Here is a 20,120-nt window from a genome sequence, read left to right as displayed (position 1 = left end):
AGCGCCTAGCGGAAGTACCGGCGCAGCACCGGGGCCCACTTGTTGTCGGGCAGGTCGCTGCGGAGGGCGGCCATGCCGGTGCCGTACTTCGAAATGGTGGCCGGGCGATGGCCGTGTGCCCAGAGAATCCGGTCGACGGCGGATGCCCGTGAGCCGGACTTGGTCTCCACGATCGCCAGTCGCGGCCGGTCCAGCCTGAGCTGCGGGGCGCCGGCCCCTGGAGCGTTCCTGCCGGGCACGCTCGACCAGGACAGACCGGTGTCGATGGTGGCCCTGCTGCTGGACTCCGGAATGAACAGGGTCGTGCGCAGGTATCGCGTCGTGAGGGTCGGCACCAGGTCCTGCCCCTCAGCTCCGGTGATGTCGGCCTCGTCGAGCACGGTGTCGGTGTACCGGCGGCCCTCCGAGGTGAGTCGCGCCCTGTCGTCGATGCCGTACGGCAGGCGGTCCTTGACCGTCACTCCCCTGCCGCCGCGGGTCTTCACTTCGAGGTAGCTCTGAGCGGAGTCGACATAGGTGCGGGTGCGGATCTTGAACCGGCGGCGGCGAGGGTGCGCCGCCATCATGAAGCTGGTGAGCTCCGGGGTGTCGAAGTACACGGACTCGTATTCGCTGGAGCGCACCCCGTCGATGTCGAGCACCCGTACGCCTTCGTCGAGGTCGGCCAGCACCGAATCGAGTTCGCTGCGCGGAAGCACGTACTTGCGGTCGATCCTGGTGAGCAGGCTGGCTCGCTCGGTGAGCTCGGCCAGGCCGATGGTGTCCAGCCGCTCGAGCGGCACGTCGAGGGTCACCCCGGCGGGCCCGGCGCCCAGCTCGACGGCGCTCATCGGCTGGTCTCCTGCAGAACCGGCGCGCCGGTGACACCGGTCGTGCGGGCGGGGGCCAGCGTGGGAGCCAGTGAACGCGGGGCGCCCACCTGGTAGCGCACGTCCACGAGGGTGGTGTCGTTCACCAGGTCGAGGCTGCGCACGTGCACACCGTGCACCCGGGCGCCCAACAGGCCTTCGAGGTGGGCTATGAGGTCGGACTCGTCTGGGAAGGCGGCATCCAGCACCACGGTCTGCTGCCGGTAGCTGCGGAACAACCGGGGGTTGTCGCCGAAGTAGACGACGACGGTGATCAGGGCCATCAGCACGACAGTGAGCACCGTGGGCTCTGCGCTGAGGCCGGCGAGGAGGCCCATGGCGAGAGCCGCGAAGTAGTAGGCGACCTCGTGCTGTTCGATCTCGCTCGAGCGCAGCCGGATGATCGACAGCACGCCGAAGAGGCCCAGGCCGAGGCCGACGCCCACCGTGCTGGAGGCCAGCACCTGCGCCACGGCCAGCACGCCGACGTTCACGACGAGGTAGGCGACGACGAGGTCACGGCGCCGGTGGCGTGGGAAGTAGAGCCCGAACGTGAGCAGGCTGATGAAGAGCAGATCGATCAGGATGATCGCGGCCTGCAGCATGGTGTCCTCCAAATGAACAATCGGTAACGTAACGATGTCCATCTAGCCGGACGTTCCTATGAGGCGGCTATGGCAAGGTTATGAGCCGCAGGTGAGTCGGCTCCGCCGGGTCTCGCGAGCCGTGAGATGAGCCCCTAAAGCCGGGTGTTTTTGGGGCCTAACTCACGGTTCGCGGGATTCAAAGGTGCGTTGTCAGACCCGAACGAGTAAACTTCGAACATATGTTCTATCTGCCGAGGTGATGCTCCATGAGTTTGATCAATGAAACCGTTGCGGTCTGGGTGTCTCCGGAGGGCGCGCCCGTACGCCTGGTCTGGCGCACCCGCCGGTTCCGGGTGACAGACACTCCCACGCCGCTGACGGCGTCCCTCTCGCTCCCCGACGAGCTGCTGCACTTCCTCACCCACCCGCCGAAACCCGTGGCGGCCTGGCGGTGCCAGGGCACCGCGGACGACGGCACGTCTCTGGTCTTCGACATCCAGCACGACGACGGCCGGGGTCTCTGGCAGCTGCTGCGCGCCTACAACTGACCGGACCTCGCCGCCGGGTGCGTGCGGCCTATCCACATCCATTCCGCCGGGCCGGATGCGGCGCTAGGCTCCCTGCGAAGAGGGAGGCGCCGTGAGCGACAACACCAGCAACCACACCAGCGACGACAGCCGGTGGGAGGCCAGGATCACCTTTCTCCGCAGCCGCGCCGCCGTGGCCAGGGCCGAGGTCACCGCGATCGAGTCGCTGCACCGCGACCCGGAGGTTTTGGAGGACATGCTCATCACGGCCTCCCCCGACGACGTGGCCATGGCCGAGGCCGTGGAACACCGGATCAGCGAACGAGTGATCGCGGCCCGGCAGGTGGCGGATGCCGCCGAAGCCGACTACGAACGGGCCGTGCTCGACGGGCCGGACTCGCCGACCGACGACACGCTCTGACCCACGCTCAGGTCGTGACCCGGCTCAGCGTCGGCCAGTCGCCGGCCGTCGCCAGCTCCGCCTCCTTGATCCGGCGCACGGTCTTGAGGAACGAGTCCGGGTTGAGGGAGATCGAGTCGATGCCCTGGCCCACGAGGAACTCCGCGAAGTCGGGGTAGTTGCTCGGCCCCTGCCCACAGATGCCGATCTTGATGCCGGCGGCGTGCGCCTTGTCGATCGCCTCGCTGATCATCCGCAGCACCGCCTCATTGCGTTCGTCGAAAAGTGCGGCGAGGTCGCCGGAATCCCGGTCGACCCCGAGCACGAGCTGGGTGAGGTCGTTGGAGCCGATCGAGAAGCCGTCGAACCGGGTGGCGAACTGCTCGGCCAGGATCACGTTGGCCGGGATCTCACACATCATGTAGACCTGCAGCCCGTTCTGGCCGCGCACCAGGCCGTTCTCGGCCATCACCGCGAGCACCCTGTCGGCCTCGGTGGTGGTGCGGCAGAACGGCACCATCACGATCACGTTGCTGAAGCCGATCCGCTCGCGCACCCGCTTGAGCGCCCGGCACTCCAGCGCGAATCCCTCCGCGTACTTGGCGTCGTAGTACCTGGATGCCCCGCGGAAGCCGAGCATCGGATTCTCCTCTGGCTGCTCGAAGACGCTGCCGCCGATCAGGTGGGCGTACTCGTTCGACTTGAAGTCACTGAGCCGCACGATCACGGGATTCGGGTGGTACGGCGCCCCGAGCTTGGCGATGCCCAGCGCGAGGGTGTTCACGAAGTACTCGGTCAGGTCGTCGTAACCCCGGGTCAGTTCGGCCATCTGCCGCAGCACCGCCGGGGCGGTGATGCGTTCCGGGTGCACAAGCGCCATCGGGTGAATCTTGATGAGGTTGTTGATGATGAACTCCATGCGTGCCAACCCCACCCCCGCGGTGGGCAGCCGCCACCATTCGAAGGCGGCGGCCGGACTGGCGATGTTGACCATCACCTGGGTGCGGGTGTGCGGCACCGCGCCGAGGTCGATCTGCTCGGTCTCGGAAGCCAGGATGCCCTGGTAGACGAAACCGACATCGCCCTCCGCGCAGGAGAGGGTGATGGGGGCCGCTTCGGCGAGCACCTCGGTGGCGTTGCGGGTGCCGACCACCGCGGGCACCCCGAGTTCCCGGCTCACGATGGCGGCGTGGCTGGTGGGGCCGCCGTGGTCGGTGATGATCCCGGCCGCCCGCGTCATGATCGGCACCCAGTCCGGGTCGGTCATCTCGGTGACGAGGATGGCGCCGTCGCGGAAGTTCTCGATGTCGGCGGGGTCCCGGATCACGCAGGCCGTACCGGAGGCGATGCTGTCGCCGATCGCCACCCCGGAGACCAGCAGCGGCCCGCTCTCGGTCAGGCGGCTCACCGAGAACCGGGTCAGGCTCTTCTGTGAGTGCACGGTCTCCGGGCGGGCCTGCACGAGGAACAGCTCCTGGGTGAGACCGTCCTTGGCCCACTCCATGTCCATCGCCCGGCCGTAGTGGTCTTCGACCACCTGCGCCCAGCGCCCGAGCAGGACGATCTCGGCGTTGCTGAGCACGAACGCGCGGCGCTCCCGCTCCGGGGTGTCGATCACCCGGGTGCGCGCGCTGCCGCCCTCCGCATAGGTCATCTTGCGTTCCTTGCGGCCCAGGCTCTTCTCGATGATCGGCTCGCAGTCCGGCTCAGCGAGGAGGGCCTTGAAGACCAGGTACTTGTCGGGGTCGACGGCGCCCTGCACCACGGTCTCGCCCAGACCCCAGGCCGCGCTGATCACGGCGGCCCCCGGAAACCCGGTGTCGGTGTCAATGGAGAACATCACTCCGGAGCCCGCCAGGTCGCTGCGCACCATCCGCTGCACACCGATCGAGAGTGCGACGTCGAGATGGTCGAACTTCTTCACCTCCCGGTAGCTGATCGCCCGGTCGGTGAACAACGACGCGTAACAGCGCCGGCAGGCGTCGAGCAGGTCCCGCTCTCCGCTCACGTTGAGGAAGGTCTCCTGCTGGCCGGCGAAGCTGGCATCCGGCAGGTCTTCTGCGGTGGCGCTGCTGCGCACGGCCACCGGCAGGTTGGCGACCCCGGCCTGGCTGGAGAGGGTGCGGTAATACTCCCGGATGTCGTCGGCGATGGCCGGGGGAAACGTGCCGGCGAGGAACGCCTCCCGCACGGTCTGCCCGGTCTCGCGGAGCGACGCACGGCCGGAGTGATAGGCGTCAAGCTGGTCGCGGATGACGGACTCGAGCCCGTTCGCGGCGATGAACGCACGATAGGCGTCCGCCGTGGTGGCGAAGCCGTCCGGCACGCGCACGCCGCGGGCCGCGAGGGCCCGGACCATCTCACCCAGGGAGGCGTTCTTGCCACCGACCTGAGGGATGTCCGTCAGTCCGATGGTGTTGAACCAGACCACTTCACGAGCGTGCATGAGTCCTCCCGAGTTCGTCCCGGCGCTGCAGCAGCCGGCAGCGGCAACCTACTGCTCTCCAGTGGCCGCGGCTAGGAGCGGCGGGATCGGCCGATCGATTATCGTCGGAGGATGAGCCAGCCGTCGTCAACACTGTCCTTGCCTCCACTCGCGCTGCGCCCCGTGCGCGATACCGACACCGCCCAGTTGCTCGAGCTCAACAGCGCCGCGGTCCCGGCAGTCAATGAGCTCGACGCCGACCAGCTCGCGGCCATCCTCTCCGCCGCCCACAGCGCGATCGCGATCGTGGCGGATGCGGAACCCAACTCTGTCCTCGGCTTCGCCATCCTCTTCGCCGCCGGCGCCGATTACGCCAGCGAGAATTACCAGTGGTTCTCCGACCGGGCCGAGGACTTCCTCTACGTGGACCGCATCGTCGTGTCCGCGGAGCACCGTGGGCAGGGCCTGGGAGCTCAGCTCTATTCCGCTGTGTTCGACGCCGCCCGAGCCCTTTCGGTCGACGTTGTCTTCTGCGAGGTCAACCTGAAGCCGCGGAACCCCGAATCGCTGGCCTTCCACGACCGTCTCGGATTCACCGAGATCGGCCAGCAGTCCACGAAGGGCGACTCCGTCGTGGTGTCGCTGCTCAGCGCCGACGTGTCCGAAGCGCGCTCGGCGCCCCCTGAGTAGCCGCTCGGGCTACGCTGAGCGACATGAAGCACGCCAGCGCCGGCAGAGGCATCGACCTTCCCGCCACCCTCGACCGTTGGGTCGGTGAGCAGCGCTGGTTCGCCGGCAAGGGCCACAGCCCCGTGCTGACCAGCATCGGCCAGTGGTCATTGCCGTCCGACGACGACGACGTGCGCATCGCCTGTCATCTCCTCTTCGACACCGCCAGCCGGTATGCCACCGTTTATCAGGTGCCGCTCACCTCGCGCCGGGTGCCCCTGCCCGATGCGGCGCCGACTGCCTTCATCGCGCAGGTGACGGACAGCGACGGTCTCCCCCGATACGTGTACGACGCTCCCGCCGATCCCGCGTACGCGGCGGCGCTGCTCGAGTTCATCCTCACCGACGGCTCCGTCACGGCCGGCGCCCCGGGTGGAATGGCGGCCTGGGGCGCCAAGGTGCGCGGCGCCGGTGACCCGCTGGCCAACGACGAGGCCCCCGTCACCGCGCGGCCCAGGTTCACCGTGTGCTCCAGCCGGGTGCTCACCGGGGAGCAGTCGAACACCTCGATCATCCTCGACCTCGTCGACCAGGACGGCCGCCCTGGACGGCCGGTGATCTGCAAGGTGTTCCGCGTCGTCGCCGCCGGGCAGAACCCGGATGTCTCCGTGCAGTCGGCGCTCGCCCTGGCCGGCTCCCGGTTCGTGCCGGAGCCCGTCGGCGCGGTCTGGGCGGACTGGGCGGGCCCGCTCAGCACGGGCGCCCAGAGCGGCCACCTCGCCTTCGCGCAGGAATTCCTGCCCGGCGTGGAGGATGCCTGGCGGGTGGCACTGCGCTCCGCCGCCGCCGGAGAGGACTTCACCGGGCCCGCACGGGCGCTGGGGGCGGCGACGGCCGCCGTGCACAGGGACCTGGCCGGGGCCTTCCCCACCGAGAGCTCCACGCCGGACATCGTGAACCAGCTCTGTTCGTCAATGCGCGAGCGCTACCGTCTGGCGGCGCGGGAGGTGCCGGAGTTGGCCCGGTACCGGGACGCCGTCGTGGGCGTCTTCGCCGCGGCCCAGGCCTCGTCCTGGCCCCGGTTGCAACGCATCCACGGCGACTTCCATCTCGGCCAGGTGCTCGATGTTCCCGGGCGCGGCTGGGTGCTGATCGACTTCGAGGGCGAACCGCTGCGGCCGCTGGCCGAACGCACCCTGCCGGACATCCCACTGCGAGACGTGGCGGGCATGCTGCGCTCGTTCTCGTACGTGGGAGCAACCATCGCCATGCGCGACCCGGAGGCGCTCCCCGCCGCCGTCGAATGGACGATGACGACGCGGAACGCCTTCCTGCAGGGCTACCGCGACCAGGACGGCGATTCGCTCACCGGCCAGGAGCCGCTGCTGGCCGCATTCGAGCTCGACAAGGCCATCTACGAGAGCGTCTACGAATCTCGAAACCGGCCGTCCTGGCTGTCGATCCCGCTGCGGGCGGTGCGGCGTCTGGTCGAGGAGGCCGCGTCAGCGCCTCCCACCCCGGCGGGCGTGCCCTTCACCGCGGATGCCTCGCCAGAGGCCCACCACTCGCGGCGGTCTTAGGACCGCTTCTTCAGCTCCGGGAACTGGTCGTCGCGCCACTCGTCGGCCAGGCGCACATTGGCGGCAGCAGCCTCGTTCTCCCGGGCCCGCAGCTCCACCCGGCGGATCTTGCCCGAGTTGGTCTTGGGCAGCTCGAAGAACTCCACCCGGCGCACGCGCATGTACGGCGGCAGGCCGTTCCGGGCGTGACGCAGCACGGCGAGGGCCGTCTCGGCGTCCGGCGCCCAGCCGGCGGCCAGGGCCACGTAGGCCTTGGCGATGTTCAACCGGGTGTCATCGGGGGCCGGCACCACGGCGGCCTCCATCACGGCGGGGTGCTCGATCAGCACGCTCTCCACCTCGAACGGCGAGACCTTGTAGTCGGAGGACTTGAAGATGTCGTCGGTGCGGCCGATGAAGGTGAGATAGCCGTTTTCGTCCCGGTTCGCGACGTCGCCGGTGTGGAAGAAGCCGTCCCGCAGCACCTCGGCGCTCCGCACGGTATCGCCGTGGTAGCCCGACATCAGGTTCACCGCCAGCGAGGTGAGGTCCAGGCAGATCTCACCCTCGTCGGTGAGCGCCCCGGTGATCGGGTCGACGAGCACCACGGCCACGCCGGGCAGAGGCAGCCCCATCGATCCGGCCTTGAGCTGCGAGCCGGGCACGTTGCCCACGATCGCCGTGGTCTCGGTCTGGCCGTAACCGTCGCGGATGGTCAGGCCCCAGGCGCGCTGGATCTGGCTGATCACCTCGGGGTTGAGCGGCTCTCCCGCCGAGAGGATCTCACGGAGGCTGGCCGGTTTGGCGCCCACATCCGACTGGATCAGCATCCGCCACACCGTCGGCGGCGCGCAGAAGGTGGTGACGGCGGCACGGTGCAGCTGGTGTGCCAGCGCGGCCGGGTTGAACTTCGAGTAGTTGTAGATGAAGACAGTGGCTTCGGCGATCCACGGCGAGAAGAAGCAGCTCCAGGCGTGCTTGCCCCACCCGGGCGAGCTGATGGCCAGGTGCACGTCGCCGGGACGCAGGCCCAGCCAGTACATGGTGGTGAGGTGACCCACCGGGTAGGAGGTCTGGCTGTGCACGACCATTTTGGGCTTGCTCGTGGTGCCCGAGGTGAAGTAGATCAGCGACGGGTCGGCGGAGGAAACGGCCACGTTCACCTTGCCGGCGTCAGCCCGGTGGGACTCGGCGTAATCCGTCCAGCCGGCGGCCGGTCCGCCCACGCAGATGCGCGAGAAGTCACCGTCGACATCGGCGAACTTGGCGGTGTCCTCCGCGTTGGCGATCACGTGCTGCACGCCGGCGCGCAGCACGCGGTCGGCCAGGTCGTGGCTGCCGAGCACTGTCGAGGTGGGCAGGATGACCGCGCCCACCTTCATGATGGCGAGCATGGTCTCCCACAGCTCCACCTGGTTGCCGAGCATGAGCATGACGTGATCGCCCTTGTTCACACCCTGCTGCACCAGCCAGGTGGCGACCTGGTCTGAGCGGGTGACCATCTCGTCGAAGCTCACCTTGAGTTCGCGGCCGTCTTCCTCGACGATCCACAGAGCGGTCTTGTCGTTGCCGGTGGCGATCACGTCGAACCAGTCGACCGCCCAGTTGAAGCTCTCGCCCACGTCGGGCCAGACGAATGCGGCGGAGGCGCCGGGGTGATCTGCTCTCAGCTCGAGGAGCTGGTCGCGGGCGCGGCGGAAGTTGGTCGTGCTCTGGCGCTCAGTCATGGTTCCATCTTCCTCACCAGCGGATGCCTTCAGCGGCATGGATCGCCATCCGGGTTGAGAATATGTGCAGGGGTGTTCCATCCGGGCGAAGCGGGCCAGACTTGCGGGCATGGCAGTCGCAGCTCCCGTCTCCCCCATGCTCGCTCGGGCCGTCGACACGGTCCCCGAACCGGACAGCGTGCCCGGAGGCCTGAGCTATGAGCCCAAATGGGACGGTTTCCGCAGCATCGTGTCGTTCGACGGCCACGCCAGCACGATCGGCAGCCGCGGCTCCAAGATGCTCACCCGATACTTCCCCGAACTCACCTTCGCGTTCGAGGATCTGCTGCCCGAGCCCTGCGTACTCGACGGCGAGATCGTGCTGCGCGCGGGCGAACCGGGCCAGGAGCACCTCTCCTGGGAGCGGCTGTCGCAGCGCATCCACCCGGCCGCCAGCCGCGTGCGCCGTCTCGCCGACGAGACCCCGGCCACGTTCGTGGCCTTCGACCTGCTCTCCCTCGGCGGCGAGAGCCTGCTCGACACCCCTTTCGAGCAGCGCCGGGCGGCCCTCGAAGCCCTGGTCGGACCCCTGGGCGATCCCCTGCACCTCACTCGCACCACGCGGGACGTGGAGCTGGCCCGCCGGTGGCTGGTCGAATTCGAGGGAGCCGGCCTCGACGGCATCGTCGCCAAACCTCTCGCGGCCGCCTACGCGCCGGGCAAGCGGACGATGTTCAAGGTCAAGCACCACCGATCAGCGGATGTCGTGCTTCTCGGGTACCGCAGGCATGTGAGCGGAAGCGGGGTGGGCTCGCTGCTGCTCGGCCTCTACGATGCCGACGGCGAGCTCGTGAACGTGGGCGGGGCATCCGCCTTCAGCGACGCCAGGCGGTTGCAGCTGGTGGACGAGCTGGCGCCGTTGGTGCTGCACGACGAGTCCGGCGAGGTGGTCACGGGTGAGACCGAACGCAACCGGTTCTCGGCCAACAAAGACACCTCCTACGTGCGGCTGCGGCCCGAGCGGGTGCTCGAGGTGCGCTACGACCACATGGAGGGCGAGCGGTTCCGGCACACAGTGCAGTTCGACCGCTGGCGCCCCGACCGCGAGCCGCGCTCCTGCGCCTTCGACCAGCTGGAGCGACCGATCGCCTACGACCTCGGCGCCGTCCTGGAATAGCCGGCCGGGTGGGCGAGTGACAGAGTGTGACGTAACCGCGGGTCGCATTCCACCGAGCCGAGGGTGGGTTGCCTAGGGTTGCACCACCTCGGGAGAACGTGCCGGGACGACCGCAGCGGCTGCATCAGCGCCGCTGATCCGTCGTGCCCGCACTCCGCTCGAGCCACCCGTTGCCGACCACGATTGGACACCTCATGAGCGACACCGCACTGACCGACACTGCACTGACCGACACCGCTTCTTCCGCCAGGCCTTCCACTCTCCACGACCGTTGGGCGCATGCGGTCTCTCCCAGCACGCCGAAGGGGTGGCTCGACCGGGCGAGGGAGGTATCCGACATCCTGATCGTCGACGCCGTCGACCGCGACCGCGCAAACCTGGCCCCACACGCCGAGGTGCGACTGCTCAAAGAATCCGGCCTGGTGACGCTGCTCGGCCCGGTCGCGCATGGCGGCGGCGGCCAGACCTGGGAGACCGCGTACCAGGTGATCCGCATCGTCGCCCGCGGCGACGGGTCGATCGGGCAGTTGCTCGGCTACCACTACCTGTGGGCCTGGGCCGCTCGCCTCGTCGCCACCGACGAGCAGATCGAGGCGGTTGAGGAGCTCTACACGACCAACAACTTGCTCTTCGGCGGGGCGGTCAACCCGCGCGACTCCGACCTCACCGTGGCCGAAGATGGCGACGAACTGGTCTTCAGCGGACGCAAGTCGTTCTCCACCGGCGGGCAGGTGGCCGACCTCACCGTGCTGGAAGGGGTGCTCAGCGGCACCGACACCCACATCTTCGCGATCGTCCCCACCGACCAGCCCGGCATCGTCTTCGGCGGCGACTGGGACAACCTCGGCCAGCGTCTCACCGAGTCCGGCTCCGTCGAGATCCGTGACGTGCGCGTGCCCTGGGCCGCTGCTGCCGGGTTCGTCGAGAAAGTGTTCCAGCCGCTCATCTACAACACCCTCAATGTGCCGGCCATCCAACTGGTCTTCACGAACTTCTACCTGGGCATCACACAGGGCGCCCTTGAGACGGCGTCGGCATACACCCGTACCTCCACCCGGGCCTGGCCCTACGGCGGCGACGACAAGGAGCGCGCCACCGACGAGTGGTACCTGCTGGAGGGCTACGGCCAGCTGCAGTCCAAACTCTGGGCCGACGAAGCCGTGGCCGACCGCGCCGGAGCCCAGATCAGCCGGGTGCTGCACGAGCCGCGGGAGCTGTTGACGGCACGTCGCCGGGGCGAGATCGCGGTGCTCATCGCCGCCGCCAAGCTGCGTGCCATCGAGGACGGCCTGGAAACCACGAGCAAGATCTACGAACTCACCGGTGCCCGCGCATCCGCCAACTCGGTGGGCCTGGACATCTTCTGGCGCAACCTGCGCACGCACAGCCTGCACGACCCCGCGGCGTACAAGAAGCGGGAGGTGGGCCAGTACGTGCTCCTCAACGAGGTTCCGGAGCCCAGCTGGTACACCTAAGCCAGAGGACGGCCGTGCGAGGACGGCTGGCCCGTGCGGCCGGCTAGTCCTTGCGCCCGGCCACGAAGTAGGCAATGGGTCCGGCGAAGTTGATGGTGATCACGGCGGCCCAGACACCCTTGGGCCCGTTGACCTTCTTCGCCGGCCGGTGTGCCAGGTCGCTCCAGGCGAGCCCGGCCAGCACAAGCTGCACGATTCCCCCGGCCACGGTCCCGAATTTCTGGCCCCCGCTCATCTCACTCCACTTTCGCGATGCCATGGTGCTCTCCCGTCGTCGTCGCGCAGGCACCTGAACTGGCGGCGCGCGTTCTTCGCATCATGCCACCGGTGCGGTCGCCGCGCGCGCTCTGACCTCAGTGGTCGAGCACGAACCGCAGGATTGCCGGCATCGCTGTGGGGCGCCGGCATGTCGGTCTCCCTGGGCTTCACTGGTGGAATGAACGAACGTTTCAGTCCCCCTAAGCTGGTGCTCCCCACCCGACCAGCAGACGCGGGTGCTCGTGAAAGAAAAGCGCCATGCCCGCCGATATCGAAACCCTTCCTCCGCTCATATTCGGTGAACCGGGCGAGTTCCGCGAGCTTATGGTGGCACTGGTCATGACAGGTCAGAAGACCGGCTCGTCCAACCTCAAGGTGGCCTACGAGATGGCCGGCGAGGCCGTGCCGGAGGTCGGCACCACGTACGCCCTCGTGGAATCGGCCGGACTACGAGTGGCGGTCGTGGAGGTGCTCGAGGTGGTGGAGACCACGCCGGCCGATGTCACCCTCGAGCTGGTGCGGCACGAGTCGCCCACGGTGGCGCACTGGCGTTCGGTGAACCTCGCCTACTGGGAGACCCTATCGCCGGCCATCCGCGTGCATCTCGGCGACCCGGAGTGGCAGCTCACCGACGCGGAGTCCGTGATCAGCAAGGTCTTCAGGGTCGTCTAACCGGCTCGGCGGGAGGCGGCGGCTATGCCGGCCACCACCAGCAGAAGACCGATGCCCACGACAGCGGTGAGCAGCCAGGTCACCAGGTCGAATCCGCCCGGGACCAGCTCGCGAGCCGCGATGAAGGCCGCCAGGGCGAGCATCATGGCGCCCCAGAGAATGGTCGGGAACAGCGGCCGGCGGCGCGGACGATCGACGTCCCCGGAGACCGCGGGTCCTGCCGGAGCCGGCGCAGGGCCAGGGCCAGGGCCAGGGGCGGATTCCGGTGCGTGGGCCGTGGGCAGCGGCGTCGTACGCTCGTTGTCCGGGTCGGCGGCGGGGAAGTTCGAGTCGGTCATGATGTTCTCCTAGCGCGCTGTCGGTTAGCGCAGGGCCGGTTGGTTGATGGTGACCTGACCGAAGACGGTCCACACACGCACAGTTGTCACGCCCGTACCACTGCCTTCTGCCACGAGGCGGGAGTCGTGGAACAGAACGCCGCCGCGGTCGAGGGTCTCGTTGCCGAGGCCGTTGTAGTTGATCCCGCCGGCGAGGCTGCTGGCCTCCACCGCGACGGTGCGGTTGTCGGGCAGGAGCAGCTCCACGTCGCCGAACGCTGTCCACACATCGATGGTGCGGTCGATGCCCGACGGCGCGGTGTCGACATCGCTCAGGTCGATCAGCGGCGCACCGGCGATCATCGCGAATCCCGTGGGACTACTGCTGCTGAACTGCCAAGTGGGATCTCCGAAGGTCGCCACGTCGGTTTCTGCCGGGATGAAGGCGGTCCACGCCATGGCGACGGCCAGGACGATGCTGAAGAAGTTGAGCCAGCCACCCTCCTTACCGCGGATGCCGGCGACCACGATCCCCAGGGCTATCACGGCGAGGGCGGTGGCCGCCCCCACCAGGAAGGCACTGTTCGACCAGGAGCCGTCGGCCATGAAGGAGGCCGCGACGGCGCCGGCGCTGAGGGCGACTCCGGCGACGACCGAGATGAAGCCGGCGCCCAGCTGCTTGCGACGATGCAGGGTGCGGTAGCGCTGCGGGTCGAACGCGGCGGCCGGGGTGGCCGGGCCGGTCAGGTCGTCCCACACGGACGGCCCCGTTCGGGCGCCATGCTCCGTCTGACGAGCCGTCGAGGCCGTCGGCGCGGTGTCGGCCGGCGGTTCGGGCACGGGCGGAACAGGCGGGACGTACGGTGTGGTCGGGGTCGGATAGGCCGCCGTGGACGCCTCGTCGGCTGTGGTCGGCTGGGCTACCGTGGTCGGCTGGGCTGCCGCGGTGGGCTGGGCTGCACTCGGCTGGGACGGATCGGACTGAGAGGCGTAACCCGCATAGCCCCCGGCGGACGGGTTGCGCGGCGAGGGCACCCGCTTGGCGATGTAGATCACGAGCACGATGATGCCCGCGGTGAGCCCGATGGCCCAGCTGGTGCGCAGCAGTACCTCCAGCCAGCCGGGCATGCCCCAGACCTCGGGCGGGCCCTGCCACCAGATGCCCTGCATCCACGGGATGAAGGTGAAGAACAGCAGGGCGCCGACGGCGATCATGGCCGGTTCGAAGACCTGTCGCGCCGCCTGCTCCACCAGGCTGCGGCCGGATTCGTCGGGCATCAGCGCCCAGCCCACCGCGTAGAGGAAGAAGATCGGGCCGCCGAGGATCGCGATCACTACGGCGATGCCGCGCACGATCAACGGGTCGAGGCCCGTGCGCGTCGCGACCGCTCCGCAGACGCCGGCCAGCCACCGGTCCCGGCCGCGTACGAAGCCGAGGCCGCGCACCCAGTCGAAGAACGCGGCTCCGCCGGGAGGCTTGGGCTGCCCGGTGGCGCCGGGTGCGCTGTAGGGGGAACCCGGTGTGGTGGTGGACGGTGTCTCGGTCATGGCTCCATCTTGCTGCTCCCCCGGGCACCCGGCCATGGGGGAAGACCCTGATTAGACCCTGACCCTGCGATTCAGGGTGCGAACAGCAACTCCATGGGTGCTTGGATGGTGCTGTGACCGACGTGCGTCCAACCGTTCCCCGCTTCACCGGGCACCTCGTGCGGCCGCGCCTGCGGATTGTGGCCGGCGTGTGCGCGGGGTTCGCCCGGCACTCCGGCCTGCCCGTCACCTTCGTGCGCACGGTCACCTTCGTGCTCGCCCTGTGCGGCGGCGCCGGTGTGCTGCTCTACGGCTGGCTGTGGGCCACGACCCCCGACGAATCAGCGGATGCGGCGGGCGGCAGCGGCTCCCATCGTGACCCCCTGCCCAAGGCAGCGCTCACCGGCTCCGGTGCGGTCATGGCCGACACGCGCACCGTGAAGGGTGCCGGCCCGGCCAATGCGGCGGCGGACAGCGGCATCAACCCCGGCACCAGAGAGCCGCGCCGCGCGCCGGTCACCGAGATCCTGCTGGGGCTCGCACTCGTCGGCACGGCCGGCGCGCTCATCGCCAACCGCCTCGGCGCCGCCCTGCCTCTGGACGCCATCATCCCCGCCATCGTGGCGCTCGCGGGCACCGGGCTGGCCTGGCGCCAGTTCGCGGAGCTGCGAAGCGGCGCCGGACCCCGCAGCTCCGGCATGCTCGTGCGCGCACTGGGGGCGCTGGTGCTCGTGGCCCTGGGCATCCTGCTGTTCTTCGTCACGAGTGAGAACCCGAATGTCTGGACCGTCGTCGTGGCGGCGTTGTCTGTGCTCGTCGGCGTTGCCGTGGTCGTCGCACCCTGGGCGGTGCGGCTCACCCGCGACCTCGCCGACGAGCGCGCCGCCCGGGAACGGGAGGCCGGCCGGGCCGAGATGGCCGCGCACCTGCACGATTCGGTGCTGCAGACCCTCGCGCTCATCCAGCAGAAGGCCGGCCCGCACTCGGATGCCGCCAGGCTCGCCCGTGCCCAGGAACGGGACCTGCGGGACTGGCTGTTCACCGGGGCCACGAACGGTCCCGTCGACCTGGCCGCGGAGCTCCGCGGCATCGCGACCACCGTCGAGCGCGACTACGCGGTGCACGTGGATGTCGTCGCCGTCGGCTCCGTCGACCGGGAGGTGCCCGATGCCCTCCTCGCGGCCGCCCGGGAAGCCATCCTCAACGCCGCCAGGCACGCCGGCGGCAGCGTGTCCGTCTACGTGGAGTCGTCGCCGACCGCCATCGAGGTGAGCGTCACCGACCGTGGGCCCGGCTTCTCGATCGACGCGATCCCCGCCGACCGGATGGGCGTGCGCGAGTCCATCGTGGCCCGGATGCAGCGGGCCGGCGGCTCGGCCACCGTGCGGCCGGGCCCCGGCGGTACCGGCACCGAGATCCGGCTCTCCCTCCCCCTCGACATTCAGGAAGACACCCCATGACCGACCCGACCACCGACACCGACTCCGACACTCCCTGCGATCTCACCGTCGTGATCGTCGACGATCACTCGATCTTCAGGTCGGGACTGCGGTCAGAGCTGGATGCGAAAATCCGGGTGCTCGGCGAGGCGGCGACAGTGGAGGAAGCAATCGCGGTGGTCACCGCCACGCAGCCGCGGGTGGTGCTGCTGGACGTGCACCTGCCCGGCGGCACCGGCGGTGGCGGTGCTGAGGTCATCCGTGGCGCCGCCCCGCTGGCACCGGCGACCCTGTTCCTGGCGCTGAGTGTGTCGGATGCGGCGGATGACGTGGTCACCGTCATCCGTGCCGGTGCCCGCGGCTACATCACCAAGAGTTCGTCTGGCGCCGAGGTCTCTGACGCCGCCAGGCGGGTGGCCGGCGGGGACGCCGTCTTCTCGCCGCGCCTGGCCGGGTTCGTGCTCGACGCGTTCGGTGCGGTCACCGGCGAGACCGCGGCGACCAACGACGAACTCGACAGGCTGTCGGCGCGCGAGCAGGAGGTGATGCGGCTGATCGCCCGCGGCTACGCCTACAAGGAGGTGGCCAGCGCGCTGTTCATCTCCCCCAAGACCGTGGAGACCCATGTGTCGGCGGTGCTGCGGAAGCTGCAACTCTCCAGCCGGCACGAACTCACCGCGTGGGCGACGGCACGCAAACTGCTCTGAGAGCCGGAGCGAGGACGTTTCGCCTTCGCCCGGCGGATGCTTGACCGCCTGATAGCCCACGCATAGCTCGGTCTGCTGGAGTGGGAACTTCCCACTGGAAGGCACCCATGCGTCAGCCTCACCCCCGCAGCCTGAATGGCCGCTCGCCACGCGCGTCGCGCGGTTCGCGGGCGGCCGCCAAGCCGGTTGCCGCCGTTCTGATCGGCGTCATCGCCCTGGGCGGTCTCGCGGCCTGCGACTCGACCACAGCCACCACCTCGTCGTCGCTCACCGCAGAGCAGGCCGCGGCGCTGGTCGGTTCGGACTTCTACGACACCAGCCTCGTGCACTCGATCACCATCGACTACGACGATGCCGACTACCAGGCCATGCTCGATGCCTACACCGAGACCGGCGACAAGGGCTGGATCTCGGCGACCGTCACCATCGACGGCGCGGTCTTCGAGCAGGTGGGACTGCGGCTCAAGGGCAACTCCAGCCTGCGCGGCATCGGCGAGGACACCGAGGCCGCTCCCGACACCAGCACGGACGCACCCGCTGACGACAGCGGTGACGGATCCGTGAGCACCGACGATCCGGAAACGCTGCCCTGGCTGATCCGGCTCGACAAGTACGTCGACGGCCAGTCTTACCAGGACCGCACCGAGTTCATCGTGCGCGGCAACACCACGGAGTCCTCGCTCAACGAGGCCGTTGCCCTGGAACTCATCGGCCTCAGCGGGCTCGAAACCGAGAAGTCCGCGGCCGTGCGGCTGAGCGTGAATGGGGGCGACGACACCCTCCGACTCGTCATGGAAAGCATCGACGACGACCTCTGGAACGACGACACCTTCGAGAATGACGGCATCACCTACAAGGCCGACTCCGGCGGCGATTACAGTTACCGCGGCGACGACCCCGCGGAGTACACCGACATCTTCGACCAGAAGACCGGCGATGACGACCTCACCCCGCTGATGGAGTTCCTCGACTTCATCAACAATTCCGATGACGCCACCTTCGCCGCCGGGCTGGGCGACTATCTCGACGTCGACGCGTTCGCCACCTACCTGGCCATGGAGGACCTGACGGCGAACACCGACGACATCGACGGCCCCGGCAATAACTCCTACCTGCGCTACGACAGCACGACCGGTCTCATGACTGTGGTGGCGTGGGACGCCAACCTCTCCTTCGGCACCATGAACGCCGGCGGCGGCATGGGCGGCGGCACCCCGCCCGACCGTGCGGTGCCCGACGGGGCGGTGCCAGAGGGCGGGATTCCCACGGGCGGCATGCCGGACGGGGCTGGCGGCGGTGCGATGGGCGGCGACAACGTCCTGGCGACCCGGTTCCTCGCCGATGACAGCTTCTCGGCGCTTGTCGACACCGAGACCGCCACGCTCACGGCCAGCCTCTACGACAGCGGTGATGCGCAGGCGGTGCTCGACCGGTGGGCCGCGCTGCTCGAGGACCAGGCCGGCGACCTGATCTCCAGCGACACCCTGCAGAGCGAGTCGGACGCCATCGCGACCTACTTCACGGGCGAGGAGTGAGGAGATCCGGAGTGCCGAACCGCTCCACGAAGGCCTTCATGATGGTGGCGGGCTCGGTCACCGTTGAGGCGTCGATCGCGGCGATCACGTCGTCGTAGGCATCCGGCTCGAAGTAACCGTTGTCGTGATAGACCCGCAGCCGGGTGAGGATGCCGGCCTGGGTGAGCTCGGGGTGGAACTGGGTGGCGTAGATGTTCTGGCCGATTCTGAAGGCCTGCACCGGGCAGTCAGCGCCGGTGGCCAGCAGCACAGCGCCGGTCGGCAGCACCGTGCAGGCCTCCTTGTGGCCCACGAACGCTTCGAAGGTCGGTGCGACCCGGCCGAAGAGCTGATCGGCCGCACCCTCGGCGGTAAGGCTCACCGGAATGGGCCCGGCCACCTCAGACCAGGTGTCGTCGACGACACCGTCCAGATAGCTGGTGAGCAGTCCGATGCCGTAGCAGGCGCCGAGAAACGGGAAGTCCTGCGCCACCACGGCGTCGAGCAGACCGGCGAGCTCCCGCTCCACCCGGAGCTGCACCGCCGACTTGGACTCGGCCGGGTCGCTCGCGTTGAACGGGCTGCCGCCCACGATCACACCGGAGTAGTCGGCGAGGGAGATGGGCGGCATCGGCGCGGCCTCGAGGCGCACGCGGTGCAGCTGCTCGGGGCGCAAGCCGCCGGCCGCCAGGAAGCCGGCGTATTCGTCGTCCGCGGCTTCATCTTCGGAGCGGGTCGCCAGCAGCAGAAAGGGCTTCACGGCCCCATGCTACCGAGGAAGGGGGCCCGCGGCCGGATGTGACGGCGCCCGTCGGAGACAGCGCCTGATATCGCCGCCGACATAGCCGCCGACATAGCCTCTGACATCGCCCGTTCACGCTGTAGATTTGATCCGATGAACACTCCAGCCGAGCCCAGCGCGATCGCCACTCCCTACGAAGACCTGCTGCGCCTGGTTCTGGAAACCGGCGCCACCAAGGCCGACCGCACCGGAACGGGCACCCTCAGTGTGTTCGGCGCCCAGCTGCGCTTCGACCTCAGTAAGGGCTTCCCGCTCATCACCACCAAGCGGGTGCACTTCCCGTCGCTGGCCTACGAACTGCTCTGGTTCCTGCGCGGCGAGAGCAACGTCGGCTGGCTGCGCGAGCACGGCGTGCGCATCTGGAACGAGTGGGCAGACGAACAGGGCGAACTCGGCCCGGTCTACGGCGTGCAGTGGCGTTCCTGGCCCACCCCGGACGGCGGCCACATCGACCAGATCGCCCAGGTCATCGAGACCCTCAAGACCAATCCGGACTCCCGCCGCATCATCGTGTCGGCGTGGAACGTGGCCGACATCCCCGACATGGCGCTGGCGCCGTGTCACGCGCTGTTCCAGTTCTACGTGGCCGACGGCAAGCTGTCCTGCCAGCTCTACCAGCGCAGTGCCGACCTGTTCCTCGGCGTGCCGTTCAACATCGCCAGCTACGCGCTGCTCACCCACCTCGTCGCCGCCCAGACCGGCCTCGAGGTCGGCGACTTCATCTGGACAGGCGGCGACTGCCACATCTACTCCAACCACCTCGAGCAGGTCACCGAACAGCTCAGCCGCACGCCGTTCCCGGCGCCCCAGCTCAAGATCACCACCGAGCGCGACAGCATCTTCGACTACGAGTTCGAGGACCTCGAAGTCGTCGACTACGTCCACCACCCGGCGATCAAGGCTCCAGTTGCCGTCTGAGGCTCCGTTGACACCGGATGCGCCGGCCGCGCCGATCGGCCTGATCTGGGCGCAAGCGGCGAACGGGGTCATCGGCGTCGCCGGCAGCATCCCCTGGCACCTGCCGGAGGACCTCACCCGGTTCAAGCAGATCACCCTCGGCGGTGCCGTCGTCATGGGCCGCCGCACCTGGGATTCGTTGCCCGAACGGTTCCGCCCGTTGGCCGGCCGCGACAACATCGTGATCACCCGCCAGGACGACTGGTCGGCTGACGGCGTCATCGTGGTGCACTCCCTGCCGGACGCGCTGGCCGCGGCCGCACCGCAGCCGGTCTGGATCATCGGCGGCGGCGAGATCTACCGCCAGGCGATGGCGATGGCCGGCCACCTCGAGGTGACTGAGGTCGACCTCGACGCTGTCGGCGACACCGTCGCCCCCACCGTCGACCCGGCCTTCGCCCAGACGGCCGTCACCGAATGGCTGACCTCCCGCACCGGGCTGCGCTACCGCTTCCTCACCTACGAGCGCCTCCCCGCCTGACGCGCCCCACCTGTCCAGACTGGCCCATTTTCGCTAGTGCGGAGGCGGTGCACACTAGCGAAAACGGGCCAGT

At 68.9% G+C, this 20,120-nt stretch carries 20 protein-coding genes; 12 read left to right on the top strand and 8 right to left on the bottom strand.

Features of this window, described 5'->3' with window-relative positions; all coding sequences use genetic code 11:
* Positions 1-5: 5 nt before the first annotated feature.
* Both BJQ94_RS07570 and BJQ94_RS07565 read right to left on the bottom strand, forming a co-directional pair.
* The gene (locus BJQ94_RS07570; RefSeq protein WP_265398427.1) at positions 6-830 is read right to left on the bottom strand and encodes a polyphosphate polymerase domain-containing protein; all 825 of its coding nucleotides are present in this window, start codon (positions 828-830) and stop codon (positions 6-8) included.
* Positions 827-1,453, bottom strand: a complete 627-nt coding sequence (locus BJQ94_RS07565) for a DUF4956 domain-containing protein (protein ID WP_265398428.1) — start codon at positions 1,451-1,453, stop codon at positions 827-829. Before BJQ94_RS07565 ends, BJQ94_RS07570 begins: the two co-directional genes overlap by 4 nt.
* A 248-nt stretch (positions 1,454-1,701) precedes the next feature.
* On the opposite strand from BJQ94_RS07565, the gene BJQ94_RS07560 reads away from it, so the two are divergent.
* A complete protein-coding gene (locus tag BJQ94_RS07560) occupies positions 1,702-1,983 on the top strand; it encodes a hypothetical protein (protein ID WP_265398429.1) in 282 nt (93 codons plus the stop codon).
* A gap of 91 nt (positions 1,984-2,074) precedes the next feature.
* Positions 2,075-2,383 (top strand): hypothetical protein, encoded by a 309-nt coding sequence (locus BJQ94_RS07555; RefSeq protein ID WP_265398430.1) that lies wholly within the window; start codon positions 2,075-2,077, stop codon positions 2,381-2,383.
* A gap of 7 nt (positions 2,384-2,390) precedes the next feature.
* On the opposite strand, the gene ppsA is transcribed toward BJQ94_RS07555, so the two are convergent.
* Positions 2,391-4,808, bottom strand: a complete 2,418-nt coding sequence (gene ppsA / locus BJQ94_RS07550; protein ID WP_265398431.1) for a phosphoenolpyruvate synthase — start codon at positions 4,806-4,808, stop codon at positions 2,391-2,393.
* 111 nt (positions 4,809-4,919) lie between these two features.
* Here ppsA and BJQ94_RS07545 point away from each other — a divergent pair, with 111 nt between their 5' ends.
* Together BJQ94_RS07545 and BJQ94_RS07540 are read left to right on the top strand one after the other, a co-directional pair.
* On the top strand, positions 4,920-5,477 hold the full coding sequence (locus tag BJQ94_RS07545) for a GNAT family N-acetyltransferase (RefSeq protein ID WP_265398432.1): 558 nt from the start codon (positions 4,920-4,922) through the stop codon (positions 5,475-5,477).
* A gap of 23 nt (positions 5,478-5,500) precedes the next feature.
* Entirely contained in the window at positions 5,501-7,036 is a 1,536-nt protein-coding gene (locus BJQ94_RS07540) for a phosphotransferase (protein ID WP_265398433.1), read from the top strand.
* On the opposite strand, the gene BJQ94_RS07535 is transcribed toward BJQ94_RS07540, so the two are convergent.
* Positions 7,033-8,742: an AMP-binding protein gene (locus BJQ94_RS07535; RefSeq protein WP_265398434.1), complete on the bottom strand. Its 1,710-nt coding sequence runs from the start codon at positions 8,740-8,742 to the stop codon at positions 7,033-7,035. The genes BJQ94_RS07540 and BJQ94_RS07535 overlap by 4 nt on opposite strands.
* Before the next feature lie 109 nt (positions 8,743-8,851).
* Between BJQ94_RS07535 and BJQ94_RS07530 the strand changes: the two genes are divergently transcribed.
* Together BJQ94_RS07530 and BJQ94_RS07525 are read left to right on the top strand one after the other, a co-directional pair.
* Complete coding sequence (locus tag BJQ94_RS07530; protein WP_265398435.1) at positions 8,852-9,898, top strand: ATP-dependent DNA ligase; 1,047 nt, start codon at positions 8,852-8,854, stop codon at positions 9,896-9,898.
* 194 nt (positions 9,899-10,092) lie between these two features.
* A complete protein-coding gene (locus BJQ94_RS07525) occupies positions 10,093-11,373 on the top strand; it encodes an acyl-CoA dehydrogenase family protein (protein ID WP_265398436.1) in 1,281 nt (426 codons plus the stop codon).
* Positions 11,374-11,416: 43 nt separating this feature from the next.
* Here the strand turns inward: BJQ94_RS07525 and BJQ94_RS07520 are convergent, their stop codons facing one another.
* Positions 11,417-11,632, bottom strand: coding sequence for a PLDc N-terminal domain-containing protein (locus tag BJQ94_RS07520; RefSeq protein WP_265398437.1), 216 nt, complete (start codon positions 11,630-11,632; stop codon positions 11,417-11,419).
* A gap of 257 nt (positions 11,633-11,889) precedes the next feature.
* On the opposite strand from BJQ94_RS07520, the gene BJQ94_RS07515 reads away from it, so the two are divergent.
* Positions 11,890-12,303 (top strand): ASCH domain-containing protein, encoded by a 414-nt coding sequence (locus tag BJQ94_RS07515; protein WP_265398438.1) that lies wholly within the window; start codon positions 11,890-11,892, stop codon positions 12,301-12,303.
* On the opposite strand, the gene BJQ94_RS07510 is transcribed toward BJQ94_RS07515, so the two are convergent.
* Positions 12,300-12,641: a hypothetical protein gene (locus tag BJQ94_RS07510; protein ID WP_265398439.1), complete on the bottom strand. Its 342-nt coding sequence runs from the start codon at positions 12,639-12,641 to the stop codon at positions 12,300-12,302. The genes BJQ94_RS07515 and BJQ94_RS07510 overlap by 4 nt on opposite strands.
* A 24-nt stretch (positions 12,642-12,665) precedes the next feature.
* Positions 12,666-14,168: a PspC domain-containing protein gene (locus BJQ94_RS07505; RefSeq protein WP_265398440.1), complete on the bottom strand. Its 1,503-nt coding sequence runs from the start codon at positions 14,166-14,168 to the stop codon at positions 12,666-12,668.
* Positions 14,169-14,281: 113 nt separating this feature from the next.
* Here BJQ94_RS07505 and BJQ94_RS07500 point away from each other — a divergent pair, with 113 nt between their 5' ends.
* The 3 genes from BJQ94_RS07500 (at position 14,282) to BJQ94_RS07490 (ending at position 17,828) form a co-directional block, all read left to right on the top strand.
* A complete protein-coding gene (locus BJQ94_RS07500; protein ID WP_265398441.1) occupies positions 14,282-15,607 on the top strand; it encodes an ATP-binding protein in 1,326 nt (441 codons plus the stop codon).
* Positions 15,604-16,293: a response regulator transcription factor gene (locus BJQ94_RS07495; RefSeq protein ID WP_265398442.1), complete on the top strand. Its 690-nt coding sequence runs from the start codon at positions 15,604-15,606 to the stop codon at positions 16,291-16,293. Before BJQ94_RS07500 ends, BJQ94_RS07495 begins: the two co-directional genes overlap by 4 nt.
* Before the next feature lie 107 nt (positions 16,294-16,400).
* Positions 16,401-17,828, top strand: coding sequence for a CotH kinase family protein (locus BJQ94_RS07490; RefSeq protein ID WP_265398443.1), 1,428 nt, complete (start codon positions 16,401-16,403; stop codon positions 17,826-17,828).
* Here BJQ94_RS07490 and BJQ94_RS07485 read toward each other — a convergent pair.
* Positions 17,812-18,567 carry a glutamine amidotransferase gene (locus BJQ94_RS07485; protein ID WP_265398444.1) on the bottom strand — a complete coding sequence of 252 codons (756 nt, stop codon included), beginning with the start codon at positions 18,565-18,567 and terminating at the stop codon, positions 17,812-17,814. The two genes, BJQ94_RS07490 and BJQ94_RS07485, sit on opposite strands and share 17 nt — an antisense overlap.
* Positions 18,568-18,702: 135 nt before the next feature.
* Between BJQ94_RS07485 and BJQ94_RS07480 the strand changes: the two genes are divergently transcribed.
* Both BJQ94_RS07480 and BJQ94_RS07475 read left to right on the top strand, forming a co-directional pair.
* Complete coding sequence (locus BJQ94_RS07480) at positions 18,703-19,527, top strand: thymidylate synthase (protein ID WP_265398445.1); 825 nt, start codon at positions 18,703-18,705, stop codon at positions 19,525-19,527.
* The gene (locus BJQ94_RS07475) at positions 19,517-20,047 is read left to right on the top strand and encodes a dihydrofolate reductase (protein ID WP_265398446.1); all 531 of its coding nucleotides are present in this window, start codon (positions 19,517-19,519) and stop codon (positions 20,045-20,047) included. Before BJQ94_RS07480 ends, BJQ94_RS07475 begins: the two co-directional genes overlap by 11 nt.
* Positions 20,048-20,120 lie beyond the last annotated feature (73 nt).

Source organism: Cryobacterium sp. SO2, from assembly GCF_026151165.2.
Classification (GTDB): Bacteria; Actinomycetota; Actinomycetes; order Actinomycetales; family Microbacteriaceae; genus Cryobacterium.
Note: the sequence above shows the minus strand (reverse complement) of the source record. Positions and strands in the feature narration are given on the sequence as shown.